Source organism: Streptomyces sp. NPDC048623 (assembly GCF_040650755.1).
In the GTDB taxonomy this organism is placed as follows: Bacteria; Actinomycetota; Actinomycetes; order Streptomycetales; family Streptomycetaceae; genus Streptomyces.
This window is the reverse complement of record NZ_JBEZHV010000003.1, coordinates 89321-110739: the sequence shown is the minus strand read 5'-3', so window position 1 is coordinate 110739 and position 21419 is coordinate 89321. Positions and strand designations below refer to the sequence as shown.

The following is a 21419-nucleotide window of genomic DNA, read 5'->3' as shown; positions in this document are numbered from 1 at the left end:
CAGGACGGGCTCTTGTCGGTAAGCCTGTGCAACATGACAATCACGCCGGCCCCGGGTGGGTTCGACGAGTTCGAGATGTACCGGGTACTAGAGCGGGCCTGCACGAAGGCCGGCCTCGACAGCCGTGATGCGCGTCTCCTGCGCGGTCACACCAACGCGGTTCTCCTCCTGGAGAAGGAGCAGGTGGTGGCCAAGATCGCTCGGAAGGGAACGGACGTCGAGAGTGTCGCGCGCACAGTTACCTTCGTACGCTGGCTCATCGAAGCGGGCTTTCCTACCGTCCCACTTCACCCTTGCGATCAGCCGCTGATCGTCGATGGGCACGCTGTCACCTTCTGGACCTACTTGCCGCAGCCTGAACACCCGGTGGCGGCCGGGCAGCTGGCCGGTCCCCTCAAGGCGCTCCACTCGCTGCCCTCACCCCCGATCGCCCTTGCCGAGCACGACAACATCCGTGCGATCCGTCGCTCATTGGCCGCGATCACGTGCCTTCCTGCCGTAGCCCTCGGATTCTTGGAGGAGGAGGCGGACCGGCTGGAAGAGGCACTGCGGGACGTCCGGTTCTCCCTCGCACCAGGACTGATACAGGGTGACCCTCAGCACCGAAACGCGCTGCACACCACCGATGGGTCAGCGGTGCTGTGTGACTGGGACACGGTCGCCCAGGGGCAGCCGGAATGGGACCTCGTCACGGTTGAGGTTCATTGCCGGCGGTTTGGCTACGGCCAGGCCCACTACCAAGCGTTCGCGGACGCCTACGGGTGGGACGTGAAGAGAAGCATCGACTACCCGGTCCTGCGTGACATTCGCGAACTGCGCATGATCACCACTAATGCGCGGAAGGTTCGGCATGCTCCCGATTCTCTGAGCGAGATCCAGCGGCGGGTCGAAGGGCTCCGGGAGCGGGACAAGCAGCTTACCTGGAACATTCTCTAGCGAGGGAACCCTCCCCTGCCTGGAGTCAGCGCCGTACGAGGCATATGGCCTAACGGTTGTGCCCTTCAACGCCCCGGTTCGGTATCTGGGAAGGCGTCCGGGAAGTGAGCGCGCTGCAAGCCCTCATGGAAGCCGGAATTCCAGGTGCTGTCGACGCGGTGCACGTCGTCACTGCCCGACACCGTGGCTCTGCTCACGAGAAGCGGTTCTTGCGCAACTTCCGTGGTGCGGCGCCGCCGCACGGTGGGCCACGCTCGGCAGGCGAGGGAGGCGGTAGGCCGATGGATTGAGGGGCGCCCGGGGCTGGCCACGTGACGCGACACCACAGAAGCTGTGCCAGAACCACTTCTCATGTACAAAGGCCAGCAGTGAGAGCTGCAGGTCAACCACGCTATCGCTCTGCTGCATTTCGGAGCACTGCCAGCCACTGGGCCATGAGGTCCTCTGCCGAGTCCAGTTCTCCAGGGCGGCGGAAGACGCTGGCCATGTGCTCCGTCATGACCTCGTTGAGCTGCTCAGCGAGGTGGTCGAAGGAGGGGTCCAAGCAGAGGCTGAGCACGTTGGCCGCCTCGACTGTGTTGAAACTTCGGGTTGCCGCGATTGTGGCTTCGCCCAGGCCCAGCTCGTCGATTCTGTCGCGGATGGCTTGCTGGCCCGGGGTGTCCGGGAGCAGCAGACCGTGCATCAGGTACACGCTGCCGCAGAAGGCCAGGACGCGGGCGGCTTCCCGTGCGTGAGCGAGCCTCTCAGGGCTGACGGTTCTGGCTTCGGCCACTACGTCACGCTGCTGTGCCACGCGTAGCACGTGCTCCAGAGTTCCGTCTCGCTCAGCCTGCTCGAATGCCGCGGCCATGGTCGAGCCGTCCACTTCTGGCAGCAGCCCAGAGGCGGTCATCGCCTGCGCGACGCTCTCCCCGCTCACTTCCCCTGGTGGCAGTCCGAGCAGCGCGATGAGGTTGACCATGCTGTGCTGCCCACCGCGTGGTGGTGGCTGGATGTCCTGACTGCTGTCGAGAAGTGCTTCCCGCATGCGGCCCGGATGACCGAACGGGCCCCGCGAGCGGGCCAGGTACTTCTCCGCATCGGCGTAGAGGGCATCCGCGTCGGTGTCGTTGCGCGCCCGACGGGCCTGCTCGATGAGGCGCTGGACAGGACTGCGGCGCAGGGCCCACACGAGGGCGTCGCGAGCAGATTCGAAGGGCGGCTCCGGGACCGCCTGGCGGGAGTGCGCTCCTGGTGTACCGGCTCGCATGTACCAAGCCAGGACTGCGGCACGCAGGTCCTTGCCCTGCCCGCTGCACCGCGCCAGGACATCGGTGATCTCCACGGTCCGGGGGTCCAGAACGGATATCGAGCCGCGGCCTCTGCCCAGTGCCTTACGGGCGTGCCGCGGCAGCAGGCCGGCTCGCCGCCAGCGTTCCAACTGCGCCGCTGACACGGTCAGGTCGCGGTCGTGAAGGAGCCTGAGCAGCTCCCGGTCCGCAGGTGAGGTGTCGTCGCGGGTCACGTCCGCACCTTAGAACCCTGCGAAGTGTCGTGAAGCGGGAATTTCGCCGTCTGGCTCAATGGGGCACAGGGGCGCAAGCAGGCGACTCCATGGACGTCTTGCGGTCCCTGCGCGGTCACTCGACCGGGGCACGGTCGCTGTAGGCAAGTGGAAGAGAGGAAGAGAACTCACCGACATGCTGAACGATGTGATCACTGGCTCGATCGCGGAGCTTCTGGGGGGCTGCGCAGTGGTCGTGGCTGTCGCCCTCGTCGCACGGGCCCGCGGCCGTCGTAGTGCCCGGCGTGGCACCGCAACGGGCAGAGACGGGGAAGCGGCGCGACCGGCCCGCACGTACACCCTGATCGGTACGCGCGCTCCGGACGGCCTCATGGTCCAGCTCGCCAGCAGCCGACCTGCCGGCACGGTCATCACCTGGCAGGAGCTGGCCACCGACCGCCGCCAGCGGTTCGAGCTGACGGACGCGGTCCTCTCCGACGGTACATACGCGGCGGAGCCCCTCGACTGGTACCGCTGAGCTGTCTGGGACCAGCTACTTCCGGGAGTAGCTGGAGGGCGTGGTGCGGTTGCCGGCGACGATTCCGACGACGACAGCCCGGTCCACGGTGGCTCCGTTTGGCCGGTGAGTAGTGCTCCACACACTCTCGTCGACTCGAAGATTGCCCTTGGTGTCGGTCTTGGAGGTGAGGTCGAGGACGAGGAGTTGCCCGAACGGGGCGTTGGTGTTGCTGTAGTCGGCGGTCTGCGGGAGGTAGCGGCCTTCCAGGTACTGCCGACTGTTGTCGGTATCGTCCTTCTTGATCTCAGTGAGATAGCGCAGGCTGCCGAAGTGCACCATGACGTCGGCACGGCCCATGGCCAGGTCGACGGGTTCGACCGTGACGGCGTTGTGGAGAGGGCCCTTCTGCAACCATTGCTGAAAGTCTCGCTGGAGATCAGCCTCGACTGGCTTGCGGGCGTTGCTTCCTTCGGGCTTGCGCCGGTAGTCGAAAGGCGGAGGTTCGTTCTTTTTGCTGCCGCCGACCAGGTTTGTGCGGGTGAGGTCGGAGCGGCTTTTGAGGAACAGCAGGGTCTGTTTGACGAGGGACGAGAAGGTCCTTCGTGTCTCACCGGTGAAAGCGGGATGCGCGGACAGTGCTGCCGTGAGTTCGTCGAGCTTGGGGACGATGAACGGGTCCGTGGCTTCGAGACGGGCGACGTCGCTGTCGTGAGCGATCCCCTCAATGGCGAGGAGCTGGGTGTCATCCAGGGAAGCGGCGATCCGCAGTGCCTGACCGGCTCCGAGGAGGATCAGCAGGGTCGGCGCTCGACGCTGCAGGCGAGCCAAGGTGGCCCGGTCGGGGTCGTCATCCTCGGATTGATCTTGACCTTGCGACGGGCTGGCGTCGCGGGCCTCGCGCCGTGATGAGGTGGTCTCGATCGCGTTGAGTAGAGCGTTGGCGCTCTCCGCGTCGAATCCGCGGATGGCGTGGTGCTCCGTCTCCTGAGCGGCTCGGCGTAGTTGCGCGAGGAAGGCCTCCTGGCGCAGGAAGCTGTCCTCGATCACTGGCTGTACCAAGAAGGCGAGCCCGTCGCCGGTCATCGGCTGGACGGTGCGGCTGGCCCGGTAGGCGGTGAGGACCGTGGCCAGAGCCTGCCAGCCGTCCAGCCAGGCATCTTCATCAAGGGCGTTAGCGGCGCCACGCAGTTGCAGGACAAGCTCGTGCCAGGCAATCTCGGCCGAGTGTCTTGGCTGGAGCCAGGCGGGCTGGTGGGTGCGGTAGATCCAGGCATCGCGCCGGTCGAGGAGGTTCGCAATCCGGTCGGCGGCATCGGCGATGGCGTCTGAGTCGTGCCGGCTGAATGCCATGATCGCGTCGCAGACGGCTGCGAAGGTCTCGGCATCGTGGCGGGCTTCTTCGGCTTGGGCGGCTCTCGCGAAGTGCCTGCGGGCCTGGACCAGGTGGCTGGTCACGTCGCCGACGGTTTTGGAGGAGAGTGCGCGGCGCAGCAGGTCACAGCCGAGTTCGAACGTGGCATCGGCGTCGGCGGCTTCGTCATGCGTGAGGTGTACGAGGAGGTCTCGGACGCTGTCAGCGATCGTGTTCTCGTGGGCCCAGCGGTCGAGGGTGAGGCCGAGAATGCGCGGCAGCCGCTCAAGGAAGTCCTCGGGTCCGTCGACAGGGACGTCTTCGAGGGCCTGCCATACCTTGAAGGGGCTGACGGTTTCGGCGATCGCCAGGCGTACGGCTCCTTCGAGCCGGGCGGCGGCCAGAAGCGGTGCCGCTTCGATTCGGGCTACGAGATCGTTCAGGAGGGCGGTGGTCAGCGGCTTTCCGAGGGCCTTGGCCGCCGGTGCGCTGTCGAGCAAGGCGTCGAGCGAGGCGGTGAGGTGGAGCACGCTGGGTTGGGTGGCGAGGCCCGGTGGAAGGGTCGTTCCGACGGTCTTCCACTGCTCGTCTCCGCGGTTGTAGGCGTCGGCGACAGCCTCGGCGAGGAAGGGTGCGAGGGGGCCGGCTGCTACGTCTCCGGCCTGTCCCATCACCGTGTCAGGGGTCAGTCCGATGGCGGGAAAGGTGATGGGCTCGCTGCCCGCAGCCAGTTCAGTGAGCCGGTCGGCGAGCTGGAGCATGTCCTTCGTCCTTCCTCGTGCTGTGCCGGGGCGGGGTCACCACAGCGGGGCGCCTTCCGCCGCCTGTCGGATGGTGTCCTTGGGGAGGGTGGTGTTGGCAAGCGCGAAGTCGGCTGTAGTGAGGAGGACCTGGAGCTCGCTATCAGCTGCGACCGAGGCCAGTTCTCGGAAGAGCTTATGGGCATCAGCGGACTGCACTTCCTCGGACTTCGGGCTGTCGATCAGCAGCAGGCCGGGGTGAGTCGACACGCCGTTGCTTCGGCCGATCCGCAGGAGGGCGATGGCGACCGCGATGCGCAGCCGGAGTTTCGCGCCGGCCGTCTGGCCTTGGAACCATTCCTGGGCGCTGCCGACGGGGTAGATCTTCAGCCGGGCCGCGCGGTCGATGGACACGGACTCCAGGGACGGCACCCCGAACCGGGTGGCGAGGCTGGCGATCTCCGCGTTGATCTCTTCGAAGAGCTTCGCGGCCGTGGCCTTGCTGTCACCATCAAGCAGGGCGGCAGCAGCAGCCAGGATGCGGATGGCCTTCTCCTCCGCTTCGTCCGGAGGGGACTCCTGCGGGTCTTCCAGCACGCTCAGTGCGCCTTCGAGGCGCAGTACGGCTTCGTGTGCCGCGAGCCGCGCCGGCAGGTCGGCGACCGACTGGGCGCGCCGCAACTCGGCTTGGGCCTCCTCCAGCTGGCCGGTGAGATGCCGGACGTCCGCTCGGGCTTGCTCGCGTTTGGTCTTCGCGGCTTCTTCGGCAGCGGTGGTGGCTTCGAGCCGGGTCTCGGCTTCGGCGGTCACAGCCTGCGGGTCTTCGTCGTCACCCGTCACTTCCCTGGCACAGACGGCGCAGGTGTGCGCCTGGCGCTCTTCGCGGCGGCGCTCGTCGTCGATGGTCTGATCGCATCGCGGGCAGCTGGTCGGGTTGAGCCCGTGGAAGAGGAGCCGAGCGGTCGCGCTCTCGGTGACGTCGTTGAGGAGTTTGGCTGCGTGGTGCCGTTCCGTGCGCGCCCGCCGGAATGTGCGGTCCGCTTCCTCCCAGACGTCCTGCGCGTCAGCCACGGACTGTGCCAGGTTCATAGCGGTGCGCGCGAGGTCGACCAGCGAGAGGTCGCTCGTACCGCTCGGGCTCAAGCTGGCCAGAAGATCTTGAGCCTTGCCGAGTTCGTCCTGGAGGCGGGCCCGCTGGGTCGTGCGGGCGGCAGCCGTCGCCTCGGCCTCCTTGCGGCGTGCCTTGTTGCCGGCGACGCGCACGTCGTGGACCGTCTTGACCCGGGTGAGAGCGGCGGCGGCTGGCAGGTCGAGGAAGACCTGTAGCAGGCGTCCCGGCAGGCCGTCGGTCATGGCGTCGCCCATCAGCGGCTTGTCGGCTCCAGTGGGGAGGTAGATCGCTCCGAAGTACGCGGGCCATCCGTGCGTTGTGGTGCTGGTCTCCTTGCGGCTGTTGAGGAGGGGTTGCAGGTCCATCCGGCCCAGCATCAACCCTGCGATCTGCTCTGCATAGCTCGCCGTGCTCGCTGCCCGGAGCAGGGGTGTGATCCCCCGGCCGGGGTCGGGCGCGCGTACTTCTCCGAGCGCGATGATGTCCGGTCCGGTCAGGACAACGGCGGAGGTGATCTCCCCCTCTGCGAGGTCCAGACGAAACGCCATGGGGGTGCCGGCGACGGTGGCGTCCAGATCAACGTGCCGGAGCCAGTGGCGGACCCGGGTCTGTAGGGCGTCCCGCCAGGTTCCGCGCAGACACCACGTGACCAGCTCCAGTACCGAACTCTTGCCCCGGAAGTTCGACGCCACGAAGGCGGTAAGGCCCTCCGAGAAGTCGAGCGAGGTGTCGAACGGACCTGGCTGGACATCGCCGGTCCGTTCGCCAGCCAGTCGAAGGCGATGCACGCGCAGAGGCCGCGCGCGAGCGGGAGAGACGACAAGGGGAAGACCGTAGGCCGCGAAGACGTCACGGACGTTGTCGACCGGAACGTTCGCTTTCTTCGCGATCCTGTCCTCCAGGGCCATCTCGCCCTGTGGTGCACTCATGCCTGTCTCCCTTCGTGCGCCGCAAGTCCCTGGCGAAGCGCCGCCAGGCGCCCACGTGCTTTCACGCTGATCGACCGGATCTCCTGTCCACGCGGCGTCTCCGCGTATTCGGGGATCCTGTACTGCATGTCCTTGAGTTCGCTGCCCCGCCGGTCGCCGGCGAGGGCCAGGACAAGCCCGACCCGGTCGACGTAGTACGCGAAGGCCGGCGCTTCACGGATGATCTCCCGCACGACGTGGCGGCCGTGCTGCAACAGGTAGTAGTCGTGCTGACGCACGTGCTCGATCGTTCCTCGCCGCTGGCGGATGATCAGTCCGGCACTCCGCAGGACCGCCAGGGCGTCGTCCAACCACCCGTAGGCACCGAAATGGTGGCGAAGCATCGGGTACCGGCGAACCTCGGGTTCTTCGGAGTCCAGGATCGCCGCGGCGTGCTCCAGGAGCTCAAGTTCGCCAGTGGCCTCGTAGCCGTTGAGGAGTTCGTTGGCGAGGAAGTCCGGGTTCCGCAACCAGAAGTCGAGCTTTTGCAGCTTGACTTGCGTCCGCATGACCCCGACGGCCTGCTGCAGGACGGGCTCGGCCTGCTCCGGTACGGACAGTGGCTCGCAGGCCCCGTCGATCAGCAGCAGAATGCGGACGGCGTCCTGCTCGCGGCTGGTCGGCGGGCCTTCAGCTTCCGTGCCCGCTCCGTTGTGATCCATTGCGCCAGAGTAGTGAGCTGCACACGCTCTGCCCATGGCGTCTTCGGATTCCCGCCGCAAATCGTGACACCCCGGCGATCGAGGGGATCCGGGCACGGGGATGGAACAGCACGCTGCCGACTGGCTGATGCCTGGCAGGCAACCGGAGTTCAACGAAGACTGGAGGCCCCGACGCCGGCTCTTTCGGAAAGCGGAATGCCGACGCCGGGCCTGCGGAGTGCTCGTCAGCTCAGGCGGAAGACCACCACGGTGGCGTCGTCCCGGTAGTCGTCCTCCGCGGCGTCGGCCGCCGCCACCAAGGCGTCGGCGAGGGCCGGCGGTGGCCACTGCCGAAGAGAGTCGGACCGCCCCAGCTGGCGCCCGTGCGTCGCTACGACTACCGGGTGCCGACGCGGGACGGTTGATCAACCAGCTCCGGTGTCGGCGTCAGCGCCCCTGGCGTGGGTCTGACCTGCGGGTTTGTGCCCTACCAGGGTGTACAATGCACCCAGAACCGGTGGGACACCGAGCTGCCCTGAAGGCCGCCCGCCGGCATGTTCTTCGTCTGCTGGTGGTACAGCATTCGTAGCCTTCTGACCAGCGGGTTTGGGTTCGCCTTCGGCTGGTGAGAGTTCGGCGAAGACTCTCCAGGTGGTGGCCAGGTCCGCGAGTGGTGCTTCTGTCTCGGTCAGGGCACGGTCAAGTGTTGGATCTGATTGCGCAGTTCACCGACCGGGCCGTGGTCTCGTCATGCTGGGCCCGGAGGCCCGCCGGGAGCTTGATGACGCTCACCCAGCCAGCCGAGGATGTTGCGCCAGGTCGGACTCGGTGTGTGGGGCGACGGAGGCCGAGTGAACGCGAGAGACGGAATGCCGGGGCGGTGGTCGTACTCACGGTGCCGGCGAGCACCGAGGCGAAGTGTCCTGCTCCCTCGGTACAGGCGGAAAACGACTGAGGGAACAGCGCGGCCGTACGGCGGCCGATGTCCACGCCGAAGAGCGGGTCTCGGTCGCCCCAGGCCACGAAGACCGGGACCTCGACCGTCAGGAGCACCGTTTCGACCGGCGCGTACAGCTCCCGGATGCGGCTCAGGTTCGAGGCGAAGACCCGTGCGATCGCCTCGCTCTGGTGCCCGTAGCCGAGGTACACGTCCCGTTCCAGCCGTGGGCGCGGACGGCCTGCCCCGAATCGGCGCAGCTCCGAGAGCGCGGGCCGTGAGAACAGCACCCGTTCAGCGGCCGCGCCGAGAACCGGGGCTTCCAGCAGGGACAGGGGAAAGGGGATGGGGGTGTCCCGAGAACGCGTTGGTCGCGAGCAGCCCCAGCGCGGCGACCCGTTCCGGGGCGGCGGCGATGAGGTGCGAGGCGACCGGACCGCCGAAGTCGTGGCCCACGACAACGACCCGGTCCACGCCTTCCCGGTCCAGCAGGCCGACCAGCGGCGGGCCTGGGCCGGGCCCAGCACCCTGTCACGTTCGCCGCGCAGCGGCTGCCCGGCGAATCCCGTCAGGTCCGGCGCCAGCATGGGACAGCCGCCATCCAGGTGCGGACGGACCTGGTCCCAGACTCGGGAGCTGCCTGGAATGCCGTGAATCAGAAGGACGGTCGGGGGCCATGAGCGCGCCGTGGTCACGGCTCAGGGGGCTGCAGTACGCAGCCGTGCGTTGCCCGGCGGGTGCGCCGGAAGAAGGCCTCTCGTATGGAGGGTACGAGAGGGTCCGCCCGGGGGAGCTACGCGGCTATTCCTGCGCGGGACTCCGTGCCCATGCCACCACCACGCGGTTGAGCGTGGCGTGGAACCCGCCCGATTCCGAGAGATCGCGCTGCTCGAGCAACAGTGTCTCGGCCCGTGAGCGCTCGATCCGGCCGGTGGTCCAGGCGCGTTCTGCCGCCCGTTCCAACGAGATGACGTGGGAGAGCTCGGCTGTGGTTCGGTAGACGGCCAGGTCGACCTCGGAATGGAGGTCCTCGAAACCTGCGTCGACCAGCAGTCGGCGCAGATGCCTGCCGATCTCCCGGTGAGGGATGTGGCCGCCGACAGAGTCGGCCACGGCGCGCACCGCCTCGGTGTCGGCGGAGGCCAAGGTGAACGATGCCCAGTCCGGTTCCATCACCGCCAGCCGGCCGCCCGGTCGCAGCACCCGGCGCACCTCCTTCAGCGCGGTGGCGGGGTCGGCGAGGTGCTGCAGCACGCGTTCGATGCGGCATCCGTCGAAGGTTCGGTCGGGGAAGGGCAGGCGGTGTGCGTCGCCGAGGGTCAGCCGGGCGGGGAGGCCGTCGGACTTCAGCCGGGCTCGGCAGTGGTCCAGCATGGCAGCGCTGGAATCGATGCCGTAGGCGTGCCACCCGGCGCGCTCCAGTTCAATCAGCTCATGTCCGGTTCCGCAGCCCAGGTCGAGGACGTGGCTGCCCTGCGCGAGGTCCAGTCCGGCGCGCATGAGGATCTTGGGTGCGTGCAGCCCTCGGTGTGCGTGGTCGAGGTAGTCGACGAGTTCCAGCGCGCGGCCGCTGCGGTCCACGTCTGAGAAGGGGTTCACGTCTCTCCTTGCGGAAGCGGATTTCTGGAGGGCTCCTGGCCGGACCCACCGACTCGCAGCCACCGACCGGGCGCGGCCGAACTGTCGGGCGCGCCCGGCGCACAGCGGCAGGGGCTGTCGCGTCCTGGGCGGTCCCGCCGCCTACTCGGAGCTGCTCTCCTTGCGGCGGTCGACGTGGCGGGTCGCCTCACGTCTCAGGAGGGGAGCGAACGAGCACCACAGCAGCAGGCCGGTGGCGAATCCGGCCAGGGCGCCGGCGACGGTGTCGCTGAGCCAGTGGGCGTGGAGCCAGGTCCGGGACCACATCATCGCCATCGTGAACAGGGCACCGAGGGACCACCAGAGGGGGCGACGGGCACGGGTCACGAACAGTGCGCCGACGAGTACGACGAGCAGTGCGGCACCGAACGCGTGTCCGGAGGGGAACGAGCCGTGGTCCACCCGGACCAGGGGCCCGGCGGGTCGGGGGCGGTCCACCGTGTACTTGACGACCTGGACGACGACCGCACTGCCGCCGAGGTAGGCGGTGAGGAAGTACAGCAACGACCACCAGCGCCGTCGTACGCACAGGGCGGCCATCAGAGCGAGCGGCACGATCGCGCCGAGGGGGCCGCCGAACCAGTCGAGCACGGTCGCGGCCGCCAGCGGGAGGCCGTCGTGCGGGCCGCCCATCAAGGTCAGCCAGCGCTCGTCGGCATTCTGGAGCCGCGGACGGGTGGTGTCGGCCGCGACGATCGCGAAGACCAGGGCCGCCGCGGCGGCGAACGCTGTACCGAGGAGCGCTGTTCCTGCGGCCGGGAGACCAGGAGCGAGGCGACGCCGGCAGGGGCTGTGGGGCGCCGGCGCTGCGAGAGAGGTGGTGGGCATGTGATCCCTCTTGGATGTGGCAGGTTCAGGGGCCGGCTCAGGCTTCCCGCGTGACCGGTCACTGGATTCGGGTGGTCTGCGTGATCGGCGGCGGCGCTCGGGGGATGCAGGCCCTCCGCTGATGTGCAGCCGGGCGGAGTGCGATCGCGCTGCTCCGTGGATGTGCGAGGTAGCGTAGATTACACGTGTTATCAGCGAGGCGGTAGCTGCGCGATCGCGACATGCGGCCGCGAGGGAGGACGGACGGCGATGGATCACCGGCAGCTGGAGTACTTCCTCGCAATCGTCGACCACGGTGGTTTCCACCGCGCCGCCTCGGCTCTGTACGTGTCCCAGCCGACCCTGTCGCAGGCGGTGAGGGCGCTGGAGCGGGAGCTCGGCACCGCGCTGTTCCATCGGATCGGAAGGCGTGTGATCCTTACCGACGCCGGTACTGAACTGATCGCACCGGCCCGGGCGGCGGTTCTGAGCCTGGAGATCGCCAAGGGCAGCGTCGGTGCCGTACGTGAATTGCGCGGCGGTCGTCTCCAGGTTGCCGCCATGGCCTCGGCGACGGTGGAGCCGCTCGGCACGATGGTGCGAGGCTTCGCCGAGCGGTATCCGGCCGTCACGCTGGGACTGAAGGTGTCCCTGACCGCCCAGGAGGTTGTGGATGCGGTCCGCACCGGGGCGTGCGAACTCGGACTGCTGATCACCGCGGGTCAGGTGCGGGGGAAGGACATCATCGCCCGCGAGATCGGAGACCAGCGGCTCGTCCTGGTCACCTCGGCCGACGGCCCCTTCCCCGCGGGGCAGGTGGTGTGCCCTCGGCAACTCGCCGGGCATCGGCTGATCACGGGGCAACGGGGTACGGCGATCCGCGCCTATGTCGACGATCTGGCGGCACACGGAATCGACGTGACGATCGCGGTGGAGACCGAGCACCGGATGGCCTTCCTGCCACTGGTGCTCAAAGGCGTCGGGCTCGCGGTGGTCACCCGCTCCTGGGCGGATCTCGCGCGGCGCGCCGGTGCCATGGTCCTGGACATCGAACCCGCCGTCGCGTTGCGGAACGTCCTGGTGAGCCGCAAGGGGGAGCTGACCAGTGCTGCCCGGGCATTCCTGGACATGAGCGTCACGGCCGCCGGCTGATAGATCCGCGCTATCAGGCGTATCGGGGACCGGACTTGGACCCCGGACCGCACCGCCTGCTGCAATGCGGGACATGACGACACACAACGTTGCGCTCATCCCCGGCGACGGCATCGGGACCGAGGTGCTGCCGGCCGCCCGCCTGGTCCTGGACGCCGTCGGGCGGCGGCACCGCATCGCCTTCACCTACACGCAGTTCGACTGGTCCTGCGAGCGGTATCTGCGCGTCGGCTCGATGATGCCCGACGACGGCCTCGACAGACTGCGTGAGCACGACGCGATCCTGCTCGGCGCCGTCGGCTACCCCGGCGTCCCGGACCATGTGTCCCTGTGGGGCCTGCTGATCCCCATCCGCCGAGCCTTTCAACAGTATGTGAATCTGCGGCCGATCCGGGTGTTCGAGGGGCTGACCAGCCCGGTACGGGGAGCGGTGGCGGGAGACGTGGACTTCGTCGTCGTCCGCGAGAACACCGAGGGTGAGTACAGCGAGATCGGCGGACGGACGAACCGGGGGCTCCCCGACGAAATGGCTGTTCAGCAGGCCGTCTTCACCCGCACGGGTGTCACTCGTGTCGTGGACTTCGCCCTGGCCCTCGCCGAGCGCCGACGCGGGCATCTGACCTCGGCCACGAAGTCCAACGGCATCGTGCACACGATGCCGTTCTGGGACGAACTGGTGGCCGAGCGTGCCGCCGGGCATCCCGACGTCGTCTGTGTGCAGGAGCACATCGACGCACTGGCGGCGAAGTTCGTTCTCGACCCCGCTCGGTTCGACGTCGTCGTCGCCTCCAACCTTTTCGGCGACATCCTCAGCGACCTGGCCGCAGCCGTGGCCGGCGGAATAGGCATCGCGCCGTCCGCCAACCTCAACCCCGAGGGCGACCACCCCTCCATGTTCGAGCCCGTTCACGGCTCGGCCCCCGACATCGCCGGCCAGGGCGTCGCGAACCCGATCGGCGCGATCTGGTCCGCCGCGATGATGCTCGACCACCTCGGCCACCCCGAGGCCGCCGCCGACATCACCGACGCGATCGCCCGTGTCCTGGCCACCTCCACTGTGCGGACCCGAGACCTCGGGGGATCGGCGTCCACCACAGAGTTCACCTCGGCCGTCCTCTCCGCGCTCTGACCTCGACGGCGAAGGATCACGGCGAAGGCCGGGGCACCCGCCAAGACGTCCGGGGCGGACGCCCGCGACGCCGGACAGCGCTCCGCCACCTCAGCCGATAGTGTCCCACCAGTGCCAGCGGGCCGGGCCCTGCCCGGGAGTCCGAGCAGGCGCGTCGGCTGTGGGCGGCTCCTGCTCCGGTACCTCCGGTGCGGCGCTGGCGCCGGGGCGGTCTTCAGCTGCCGTCGGCAGCTGGGGGAAGAGCACCGGCAGGGCCGTGAGGGCTCGTGACCAAGGTGAGGGCCGCCAGGTCAGCGAATCCGGATGCACGGCGAGCCGCATGCCGGGGAGGCGGTGCAACACCCGGGCGACCGCGGTCTCCGCGATGATCCGGGCGGGGTCGCGGGCCGGGCAGGAGTGCGGGCCCGCACCCCAGGCGAGGTGGGCGCGGCTGACGACGGCGCCGTTCGCCGGTCCCGGCTGGACGGCTGGGTCGGCGTTGGCCGCGGCCACGCCGAGGACGAGCATGTCGCCGGCCGCGATCCGCTGTCCTGCGAGGCTGACGTCCTCGGTGGCCCATCGGCCGGGGAGATTCTGCAGGGGCGGGTCCGACCACAGCGCCAGATCGAGGGCGTCACTCACGCTCGTCCGGCTGCTCAGGACAGCCGCGAGGTGGCGAGGCTCGCACAGGATGTGCCGCAGAGTGTTTCCGATCCAGTTGCTCGTGCCCTCCAAGCCGATGGCCAGGAAGATCACGAGCTGGTGGAGGAGTTCCGCGGACGTGAGCTCAGCCGGATGCTGGAGGAGCCAGGTGGCGAGATCGCTCCTTGGAGTGCGGCGCCGCTCGGCGAGCAGTTCCGTGACGAGCGCTTCGAGTTCGGCCTCGGCGCGCGGTGACTCATCGGTGGAGTCGGCGATGCGCGAGACCAGGGAGTGCACGCGCACTCCGGAGCTTTCGGGCAGTCCGAGAAGTCCGGTGAACGCCGTTGCGGTCAGCCGGCGGACGTACTGGGCCATCAGGTCGGCGCAACCGTCGATCAGCCAACTGTCGATCAGAGCGTCCGCGCTCTTCGTGACGCGGTCCAGTAGAGCGCGCTGGTCGACACGGCCGAGCAGTTCGAGCACGACCGCGCGCAGTCGGTGGTGTTCGCCGCCGTCCAGGTTCAGCAGCGTGGGGCGCCAGCCGGTCATCGGCAGCAGCCGGGAGCCGGGTGGTGGTTGCCCCTCCCGGAGGGCGCGCCAGTGGCGGGAGTCCCGGGAGAAGAGCTGATCGTTGCGGGTGACCGTGAGCAGTTCGCCGTATCCCATGACCAGCCAGGCGTTGATGCCCGGTTCCAGCTCCACCGGAGCGACAGGGCCCCAGTGGGCGCGGAGATGCGCGTAGACGGCTTGCGGGTCCCTGGCGAAGACAGGGCCGTGGAGAGGGGGCGGCGCGCCGCGCGGTGCGGCGTCGTGCGGCCCTCGGTGGTGATGACGGTAGGTCATGGTTCACGTTCGCCTTACGTGAAGGGGGGCGAGTCGGCGGTGCGGTGGCTGGACGCCGGTGCACCGCGGGGTGGTGGGCGGCGTGGCGTGCAGGCGGTCGCGGGCCGCGCGGGGCGGTGCGGGTTCCGAGTCGCCGGGAACCGCACCGCCGGGGCAGCATGCCTGGCGCCGCCGTGGGCCTGTGGCCGGCTGCTGCGGGCGTCAGCGTGTGGCGTTCGTCTTGAGGTGCTCGGCGAGGAAGGACACGCTGCGGGTGACGAGCGCGGGAATGTCCGGTGCGCCGAGGAAGATGTGGTCGGCACCGTCCACGGGGACGAGTTCGACCACGCCGCCCTGCGCCCGCAGCCGCTCGGCCAGCAGCTCACTCTGCTGGTAGGGCACCAGGCTGTCCGCCGTGCCGTGAAACAGGAGGAACGGAGGGGCGGGCTGAGCCGCGTACGTGACCGGGCTGGCCGCGCCCGCCAGGTCGGGCCGGTCGGCCGGGGCCGCGCCGAGCAGGGCGGCGTACGGGTCCGTGAGCGAGGCGAGCTGCGGCGGGAGCGCCGCAGCCGCCGAGGCGATGTCGGACACGCCGTACCAGTCGACCGCCGCCTGGACGGAGGTGTCGCCCTCGGCCACGCCCTCGGTGCCTTCGAGGAGCCCGTCGGCGGTGTCGGGCCCGGTGAGGGCGGCGAGGGCGGAGAGGTGGCCGCCCGCCGATTCGCCCCAGACACCGATGCGGTCGGCGTCGATTCCCAGGGTGGCGGCGAAGGCGCGGACGTAGCGGATGGCGGCCTTGACGTCGTGCAGCTGGGCGGGGAACGGCGCCTCGAGGCTGTGCCGGTAGTCGAGGGTGACCACCGCGAGGCCGGCGCCGAGGAGGGTGCCGAACAGCTGCTCTGCGGGCACGGTGGGCGGTGGGAAGCGCCGGTCGCCGTCCATCCATCCGCCGCCGTGGATCCACAGGACGGCGGGGAGGGGCCCGCTCGTCCCGTCGTCGGCAGGCACGTACACATCGAGCAGACGAGGCCGGTATCCGGAGGTCGTGGCGTAGGTGGCGCTCTCGAAACGTCGGCACCCGTCGGCTGTGACGACCGGTGACGGCGGCGGCAGGAAGGCGGGCGGCGGCCAGGTCATGTCGACCTGAGGTGGGGCTTGCTTGGTCATGGTCTGCCTCCTGGTGGGCGCTTCGGACTGTGCGGCTCAAGAGCTCCGCCGCTCTATTGGCAAATCACCCTAAATCGAACTTTCTGCCCAAAAGGTCTTGAGTTGATCTAATGGTGGGCACTAGGAAGGTAACACGTGTTACCGATGGGGTCCATGCCTCGGTCGTGAGTAGTACCCCAAGGTCCCGGCTATCGGGAGCTCGATCATGCACACCATCTCTGAACTGTCCGTCCTGTCGACCGTCGAGGTCGGCCGGACAGACGTCAGGCTCGTCCGGTGGGGCCTCTCGCCCTCCGTCGCGGCGGTCCCCGAGGTGAGGGGCCGGTTGCGTGCCACCCTGCGCGACTGGCCGGTCACCCCTGATGCCGTCGAGGTTCTGCTGTTGGCTGTCAGTGAACTCGTCACCAATGCCGTCACGCATGCCGCCCTGGTCACCGAGGTCGTCCGGGTCGCGCTTGGGCTCGACGGGTCCTGGGTGTGGCTGGAGGTCGGTGACGACCACCCCTTCCTGCCCGGGATCTCCGACCTGCCCGACGAAGGTGCCGAGGGTGGGCGGGGGCTCTTCATCGTCGGGTGCGCCGTGGCCGGGTTGGCGGGTGAACTGGGCTTCCTGCCGGGGTCGCCCGGCAAGGTCGTCCGGGTCCGACTGCCGGCTGCGCCCTGAAGGTGGCGGCCTCATGGCCTGGATCGGTGCGCTCGAAAGGCCTGTTGGCGTGTCGAGGCCGTCCGGCGCCCCCGTGGTCGCGCCTTGGAGCCGGGATTCACCTCGGCGAAATATGTTGCTCTCTTGACTGTCGTCATCTCAACGGCATACTTGCCTCACTCCCCGCTGACCCGAATGAGGTACCGCCATGGAGCTCTCCCCCTCCGCACATGTGGACACCTTCTGTCGCGACCGGCTCCCGCCGTTCGACCAGTGGCCCGAACTACTCTTCGAACTCCCGGAGTTGGTGTATCCGGACCGACTGAACTGCGCCGTGTCGCTGCTCGACGACACCATCGAGCGGCTCGGGGCGAACCGTCGCTGCCTGCTCACGCCGACCGAGGAGTGGACGTACGGGGAACTGCGACGCCGTGTCGACCAGATCGCCCAGGTCCTGACCGAGGACCTCGGCCTTGTGCCGGGCAACCGTGTCCTGCTGCGGGGCCCCAACAACCCGTGGTTGGTCGCCTGTTGGCTTGGTGTGCTGAAGGCCGGCGGTGTTGTCGTCACCACGATGCCGCTGCTTCGGGCACCCGAGCTGTCCGCCCTCTGTGAGATCAGCTCACCGGTCATCGCGCTGTGCGACCACCGCTTCCGTGACGAACTGGACGCTGCCGAGACGCCCGGCATGACCGCTCTGACGTACGGCGGCTCGGGTCCGGAGGACCTGTCGGAGCATTGCGCGACCAAGCAGGGTGTCTTCACTGCTGTGGACACCGCGGCGGACGACGTGGCTCTCATCGCGTTCACGTCTGGCACTACCGGCCGCCCCAAGGCGACCCTGCACTTCCACCGCGATGTCCTGGCGAACGCCGACACCTTCTCCCGGCACGTCCTGCGGCCCGAGGCGGACGACCTGTTCGCGGGAACTCCGCCACTGGCCTTCACCTTCGGCCTCGGCGGCCTGGTGGTCTTCCCCCTGCGGGTCGGGGCGGCGTCCCTGCTCCTGGAGCAGGCGACGCCCCAGCAACTCGCCGAGCACGTGGCGGAGTACCGGGTCACCGTGCTTTTCACCGCCCCGACCGCCTACCGGGCGATCCTCGCGGCCGGGCTCGCCGACCGCCTGGCGGCCGTGCGCCGATGTGTCTCGGCCGGCGAGTCCCTGCCCGCCTCGGTGTGGCAGGAGTTCCATGAGGCCACCGGGCTGCGCCTGATCGACGGCATCGGCGCGACGGAGATGCTGCACGTGTTCATCTCGGCCGCCGACGGCGACGTGCGCCCCGGCGCCACCGGCAAGCCCGTGCCGGGCTACCGGGCCGCCGTCCTCGACGCCGAGGGCAACCCCGTGCCCGACGGCCGGCCCGGCCTGCTGGCCGTGAAGGGCCCGACGGGCTGCCGCTACCTGGACGACGAACGGCAGACCGTCTACGTACGCGACGGCTGGAACATCACCGGCGACACCTATGTCCGGGACCAGGACGGCTACTTCTGGTACCAGGCGCGCAGCGACGACATGATCGTCTCCTCCGGGTACAACATCGCCGGCCCCGAGGTCGAACAGGCCCTGATCAGGCATCCGGACGTCGCGGACTGCGCCGTCGCGGGAGCGCCCGACGAGCGGCGCGGGACCATCGTCAAGGCGTTCGTGGTGCTCCGCGACGGAGCGCCGGCCGGACCGGCGACGACCAAGGAGCTCCAGGACTTCGTCAAGCGCACCATCGCCCCCTACAAGTACCCGCGCGCGGTGGAGTTCGTCGCGTCACTGCCCCGCAACTCCAGTGGAAAGCTCCACCGGGAGGAGCTGAGGCGGTGGGCCCGGGTCGGACGCGGGGCGACGGGAGAGAGCGACGAGCCGACCCTGCCGAGCGTGGTGGTCGAGCGTCGGGTCGAGTGGCCCGACACCGACGCGGCGGGGCACTACCACTTCTCCTCCGTCCAGCGCTGGGCCGAGGCGGCGGAGGCCGTCCTGCTGCGGCGGCTCGGGCTCGACAGGCTGTTCGGCAGCATTCCGCGGGTCCACTTTGAGGCCGACTACCGCGACCGGCTGTGGTTCGGGGACCCGGTCCGGATCGAGTTCCGGGTCGCGAAGGTGGGCACCTCATCGCTGCACTACGCCTTCGACGTGCAGGGGCCGCGCGGCCTGGCCGCCACCGGACGCATGTCGGTGGTCCACTCCGCCGCCCGCGCGAAGGGCACCGCGCCCTGGCCGGACCAGGAGCGCTCCGTGCTGTCCGAAGCCGGGCCGCAGCCGGGGGAGTCCTACTGCTGAATGCGCCCCGGCGCCGGAGGCAGGCGGGTGTGAACATCGCCATATATGGCGGATGATTGACGATCGCAAGAAAGACGCAATACTTTGAATGTCACAGCACCACTGGAGGACGCCATGCGCGTAGCAGTCATCGGAGGCGGGCCGGGCGGCCTCTACTTCGCGGCCCTGGCCAAGAAGCTCTCGCCGGAGTGGGACATCACGGTCTGGGAACGCAACGCCCGTGACGACGCGTTCGGGTTCGGCGTGGTCTTCTCCGACGAGACGCTGGGCGGCATCGCGCAGGCCGATCCCGAGGTGTTCGCCGCGATGTCGGCCGAGTTCGCCCGCTGGAGCGACATCGACATCCACTATCAGGGCGAGGTCCGCACTTCGGGCGGCCACGGCTTCGCGGCCCTTGACCGCAACCGGCTGCGGGAGATCCTGCAGAAGCGCTGTGCCGAACTGGGGGTCGAAGTCCGGTACAGCACTCCGGCGCCGCCCGCCGAGGAACTGGCCGCCGACTACGACCTGGTCGTTGCCGCGGACGGCATCAGGTCGGCGACCCGCGACGCGTACGCCGAGACCTTCGGCGCGCACCTGGACGAACGGAACTGCCGCTACATGTGGCTCTCCACCGACCGCGTCTTCGAGGCGTTCACCTTCATCGTGGAGGAGCGGGACTTCGGAGTCGTCCAGGTCCACGCCTACCCCTACGACGAGCGCCGCTCCACCTTCATCGTCGAGATCGCCGAGGACGCCTGGCGGCGGGCCGGCTTCGAGGCCCTTGCCGACCGAGAGTTCGCCCGCGGGGAGAGCGACGAGGCCAGCGTGCGACGGTGCCAGGAGATCCTGGCCGACCACCTCGACGGCCACCGGCTGATCCCCAACGCCTCGAAGTGGATCACCTTCTCGACCGTACGCACCTCCTCCTGGCGGCACGGCAACATCGTCCTGTTGGGCGACGCCGCCCACACCGCGCACTTCTCGATCGGCTCGGGCACCAAGCTCGCCATGGAGGACGCCCTCGCACTCGTCGCGAGCCTGCACGAACACCCCGACGTGACCGACGCGCTGGCCGCCTACGAGGCAGAGCGTCGGCCGGCCGTCGAGTCCGTCCAGCGGGCCGCCCAGGCCAGCCTGGAGTGGTTCGAGACCATCGGCCGCTACGCAGGCCAGGGCCCGGACCAGTTCGCCTTCAACCTGCTCACCCGCAGCCGCCGGGTCACCTACGACAACCTGCGGGCGCGCGACGCCGACTTCGTGGCCGCCGTGGACAACGAGGGTCCCGGTGTGCCGCCGATGTTCCGGCCCCTGCGACTGGGCGACCTGACGCTGCGCAACCGGATCGTGGTGCCGCCGCTGGCGACGTACACGGCGGTGGACGGCATGCCGGGCGCCTTTCCCCATGCTCAGCTGACCGCACAGGCGCTGGGCGGGGCCGGGCTGGTGTTCGCCGGCATGACCGCGATCAGCCCTGACGCCCGGGCCACCCCCGGCTGCCCGGGCCTGTGGACCGACGAACAGGAGGCCGCCTGGCGGATGACCGTCGAGGCGACCCGCCAGATCTCCGACACACCGCTCGGCATCCAGCTCACGCATGCCGGGCGACGCGGATCGACCGCGGTGCCCGGTCCGGACGGGGTCGGCCGCCCGCTCGACGGGGACGGCTGGCCCACCCTCGCGGCCTCGGCACTCGCCTGGGACGAGGGGTACCCCGTCCCGCATGAGGCCACCCCCGCCGACCTCGCGGCCGTCACCGCGGACTTCGCGGCGGCGGCGGTACGCGCCGACCGGGCCGGATTCGACGTGCTGGAGCTGCAGTTCGGCCACGGCCAACTGGTCTCCGGCTTCCTCTCCCCGCTCACCAACCACCGCACCGACGCCTACGGTGGCAGCCCGGAGAACCGGCTGCGGTTCCCGCTGGAGGTGCTGACCGCGGTGCGCGCGGCCTGGCCCGTCGGCAAGCCCCTCCTGGTACGGATCTCCGCCACCGAATGGGCCGACGGCGGCACCACCGAGACCGAGGTGATCGAGATCTGCCGTGCGCTGGCCGCGGCGGGCGCGGACGCGATCGACGTGTCCACCGGTGAGGTCGTGGCGCACCAGAAGCCGGCGTACGGGCGCAGCTACCAGACCCCCTACGCCGATCTGATCCGCAACGCCACCGGCATCCCGACCATCGCGGTCGGCGCCATCTCCACCTACGACGACGCCAACTCGATCCTGCTGGCCGGGCGGGCGGACCTGGTCGCCGTCGGCCGCGGCCACCTGTACGACCCGCTCTGGACCCTCCATGCCGCAGTCGAGCAGGGCTACACCGGATCCGGCACCACCTGGCCCGTGCCCTGGCAGCCGGGCAGCCGCAAGCCCCCGGGCCCGCGTGTCGACCGCGTGCCGCCCCGCCTGCAACTGCTGCGCGAGGCCGCCGCACCGGTTCACCGGCGCTGGCTGCCCCGACCCCCGGCCCGACCGCTTCCGGTCACGGCTTCCTGCTGAGCGGCG

At 69.4% G+C, this 21419-nt stretch carries 17 protein-coding genes and 1 pseudogene; 8 read left to right on the top strand and 10 right to left on the bottom strand.

The genetic code is table 11. From position 1 onward, the window contains the following. Positions 1-33: 33 nt before the first annotated feature. Complete coding sequence (locus AB0C73_RS05670) at positions 34-936, top strand: phosphotransferase (RefSeq protein WP_362524962.1); 903 nt, start codon at positions 34-36, stop codon at positions 934-936. 391 nt (positions 937-1327) lie between these two features. Here the strand turns inward: AB0C73_RS05670 and AB0C73_RS05665 are convergent, their stop codons facing one another. After that, complete coding sequence (locus AB0C73_RS05665) at positions 1328-2443, bottom strand: hypothetical protein (RefSeq protein WP_362524960.1); 1116 nt, start codon at positions 2441-2443, stop codon at positions 1328-1330. 370 nt (positions 2444-2813) lie between these two features. On the opposite strand from AB0C73_RS05665, the gene AB0C73_RS05660 reads away from it, so the two are divergent. After that, on the top strand, positions 2814-2960 hold the full coding sequence (locus tag AB0C73_RS05660; protein ID WP_362524958.1) for a hypothetical protein: 147 nt from the start codon (positions 2814-2816) through the stop codon (positions 2958-2960). 15 nt (positions 2961-2975) lie between these two features. On the opposite strand, the gene AB0C73_RS05655 is transcribed toward AB0C73_RS05660, so the two are convergent. The 7 genes from AB0C73_RS05655 to AB0C73_RS05625 all read right to left on the bottom strand — a co-directional run bounded on the left by AB0C73_RS05655 (position 2976) and on the right by AB0C73_RS05625 (position 11156). Further along, entirely contained in the window at positions 2976-5054 is a 2079-nt protein-coding gene (locus tag AB0C73_RS05655; RefSeq protein ID WP_362524956.1) for a hypothetical protein, read from the bottom strand. Between the two features lie 36 nt (positions 5055-5090). Beyond that, positions 5091-7073: a hypothetical protein gene (locus AB0C73_RS05650; protein WP_362524954.1), complete on the bottom strand. Its 1983-nt coding sequence runs from the start codon at positions 7071-7073 to the stop codon at positions 5091-5093. Beyond that, on the bottom strand, positions 7070-7774 hold the full coding sequence (locus tag AB0C73_RS05645; protein WP_362524951.1) for a hypothetical protein: 705 nt from the start codon (positions 7772-7774) through the stop codon (positions 7070-7072). The genes AB0C73_RS05650 and AB0C73_RS05645 overlap by 4 nt, the downstream gene beginning before the upstream one ends. 678 nt (positions 7775-8452) lie before the next feature. Next, positions 8453-8902 (bottom strand): hypothetical protein, encoded by a 450-nt coding sequence (locus AB0C73_RS05640; RefSeq protein WP_362524949.1) that lies wholly within the window; start codon positions 8900-8902, stop codon positions 8453-8455. A gap of 82 nt (positions 8903-8984) precedes the next feature. Then, positions 8985-9179 (bottom strand): alpha/beta fold hydrolase, encoded by a 195-nt coding sequence (locus AB0C73_RS05635; RefSeq protein WP_362525587.1) that lies wholly within the window; start codon positions 9177-9179, stop codon positions 8985-8987. 312 nt (positions 9180-9491) lie between these two features. Further along, positions 9492-10289, bottom strand: a complete 798-nt coding sequence (locus AB0C73_RS05630) for a methyltransferase domain-containing protein (protein WP_362524947.1) — start codon at positions 10287-10289, stop codon at positions 9492-9494. A gap of 141 nt (positions 10290-10430) precedes the next feature. Then, on the bottom strand, positions 10431-11156 hold the full coding sequence (locus AB0C73_RS05625; RefSeq protein ID WP_362524944.1) for a phosphatase PAP2 family protein: 726 nt from the start codon (positions 11154-11156) through the stop codon (positions 10431-10433). A gap of 249 nt (positions 11157-11405) precedes the next feature. Here AB0C73_RS05625 and AB0C73_RS05620 point away from each other — a divergent pair, with 249 nt between their 5' ends. Beyond that, positions 11406-12287 (top strand): LysR substrate-binding domain-containing protein, encoded by an 882-nt coding sequence (locus tag AB0C73_RS05620; RefSeq protein ID WP_362524943.1) that lies wholly within the window; start codon positions 11406-11408, stop codon positions 12285-12287. A gap of 73 nt (positions 12288-12360) precedes the next feature. Then, positions 12361-13416 carry a tartrate dehydrogenase gene (locus tag AB0C73_RS05615; protein WP_362524941.1) on the top strand — a complete coding sequence of 352 codons (1056 nt, stop codon included), beginning with the start codon at positions 12361-12363 and terminating at the stop codon, positions 13414-13416. Between the two features lie 90 nt (positions 13417-13506). On the opposite strand, the gene AB0C73_RS05610 is transcribed toward AB0C73_RS05615, so the two are convergent. Both AB0C73_RS05610 and AB0C73_RS05605 read right to left on the bottom strand, forming a co-directional pair. Continuing rightward, positions 13507-14880 (bottom strand): cytochrome P450, encoded by a 1374-nt coding sequence (locus AB0C73_RS05610; protein ID WP_362524938.1) that lies wholly within the window; start codon positions 14878-14880, stop codon positions 13507-13509. Positions 14881-15081: 201 nt separating this feature from the next. Next, positions 15082-16026: an alpha/beta hydrolase gene (locus AB0C73_RS05605; RefSeq protein WP_362524936.1), complete on the bottom strand. Its 945-nt coding sequence runs from the start codon at positions 16024-16026 to the stop codon at positions 15082-15084. A gap of 205 nt (positions 16027-16231) precedes the next feature. Here AB0C73_RS05605 and AB0C73_RS05600 point away from each other — a divergent pair, with 205 nt between their 5' ends. The 4 genes and pseudogenes from AB0C73_RS05600 (at position 16232) to AB0C73_RS05585 (ending at position 21413) form a co-directional block, all read left to right on the top strand. Then, the gene (locus tag AB0C73_RS05600; RefSeq protein WP_362524934.1) at positions 16232-16690 is read left to right on the top strand and encodes an ATP-binding protein; all 459 of its coding nucleotides are present in this window, start codon (positions 16232-16234) and stop codon (positions 16688-16690) included. Between the two features lie 187 nt (positions 16691-16877). Beyond that, positions 16878-18476: pseudogene (locus AB0C73_RS05595) on the top strand (AMP-binding protein); the annotation flags it as partial. A 60-nt stretch (positions 18477-18536) separates the two neighbouring features. Next, positions 18537-18938, top strand: a complete 402-nt coding sequence (locus AB0C73_RS05590) for an acyl-CoA thioesterase (protein WP_362525585.1) — start codon at positions 18537-18539, stop codon at positions 18936-18938. A gap of 114 nt (positions 18939-19052) precedes the next feature. Next, positions 19053-21413 carry an FAD-dependent monooxygenase gene (locus AB0C73_RS05585; RefSeq protein ID WP_362524932.1) on the top strand — a complete coding sequence of 787 codons (2361 nt, stop codon included), beginning with the start codon at positions 19053-19055 and terminating at the stop codon, positions 21411-21413. Positions 21414-21419: the final 6 nt, after the last annotated feature.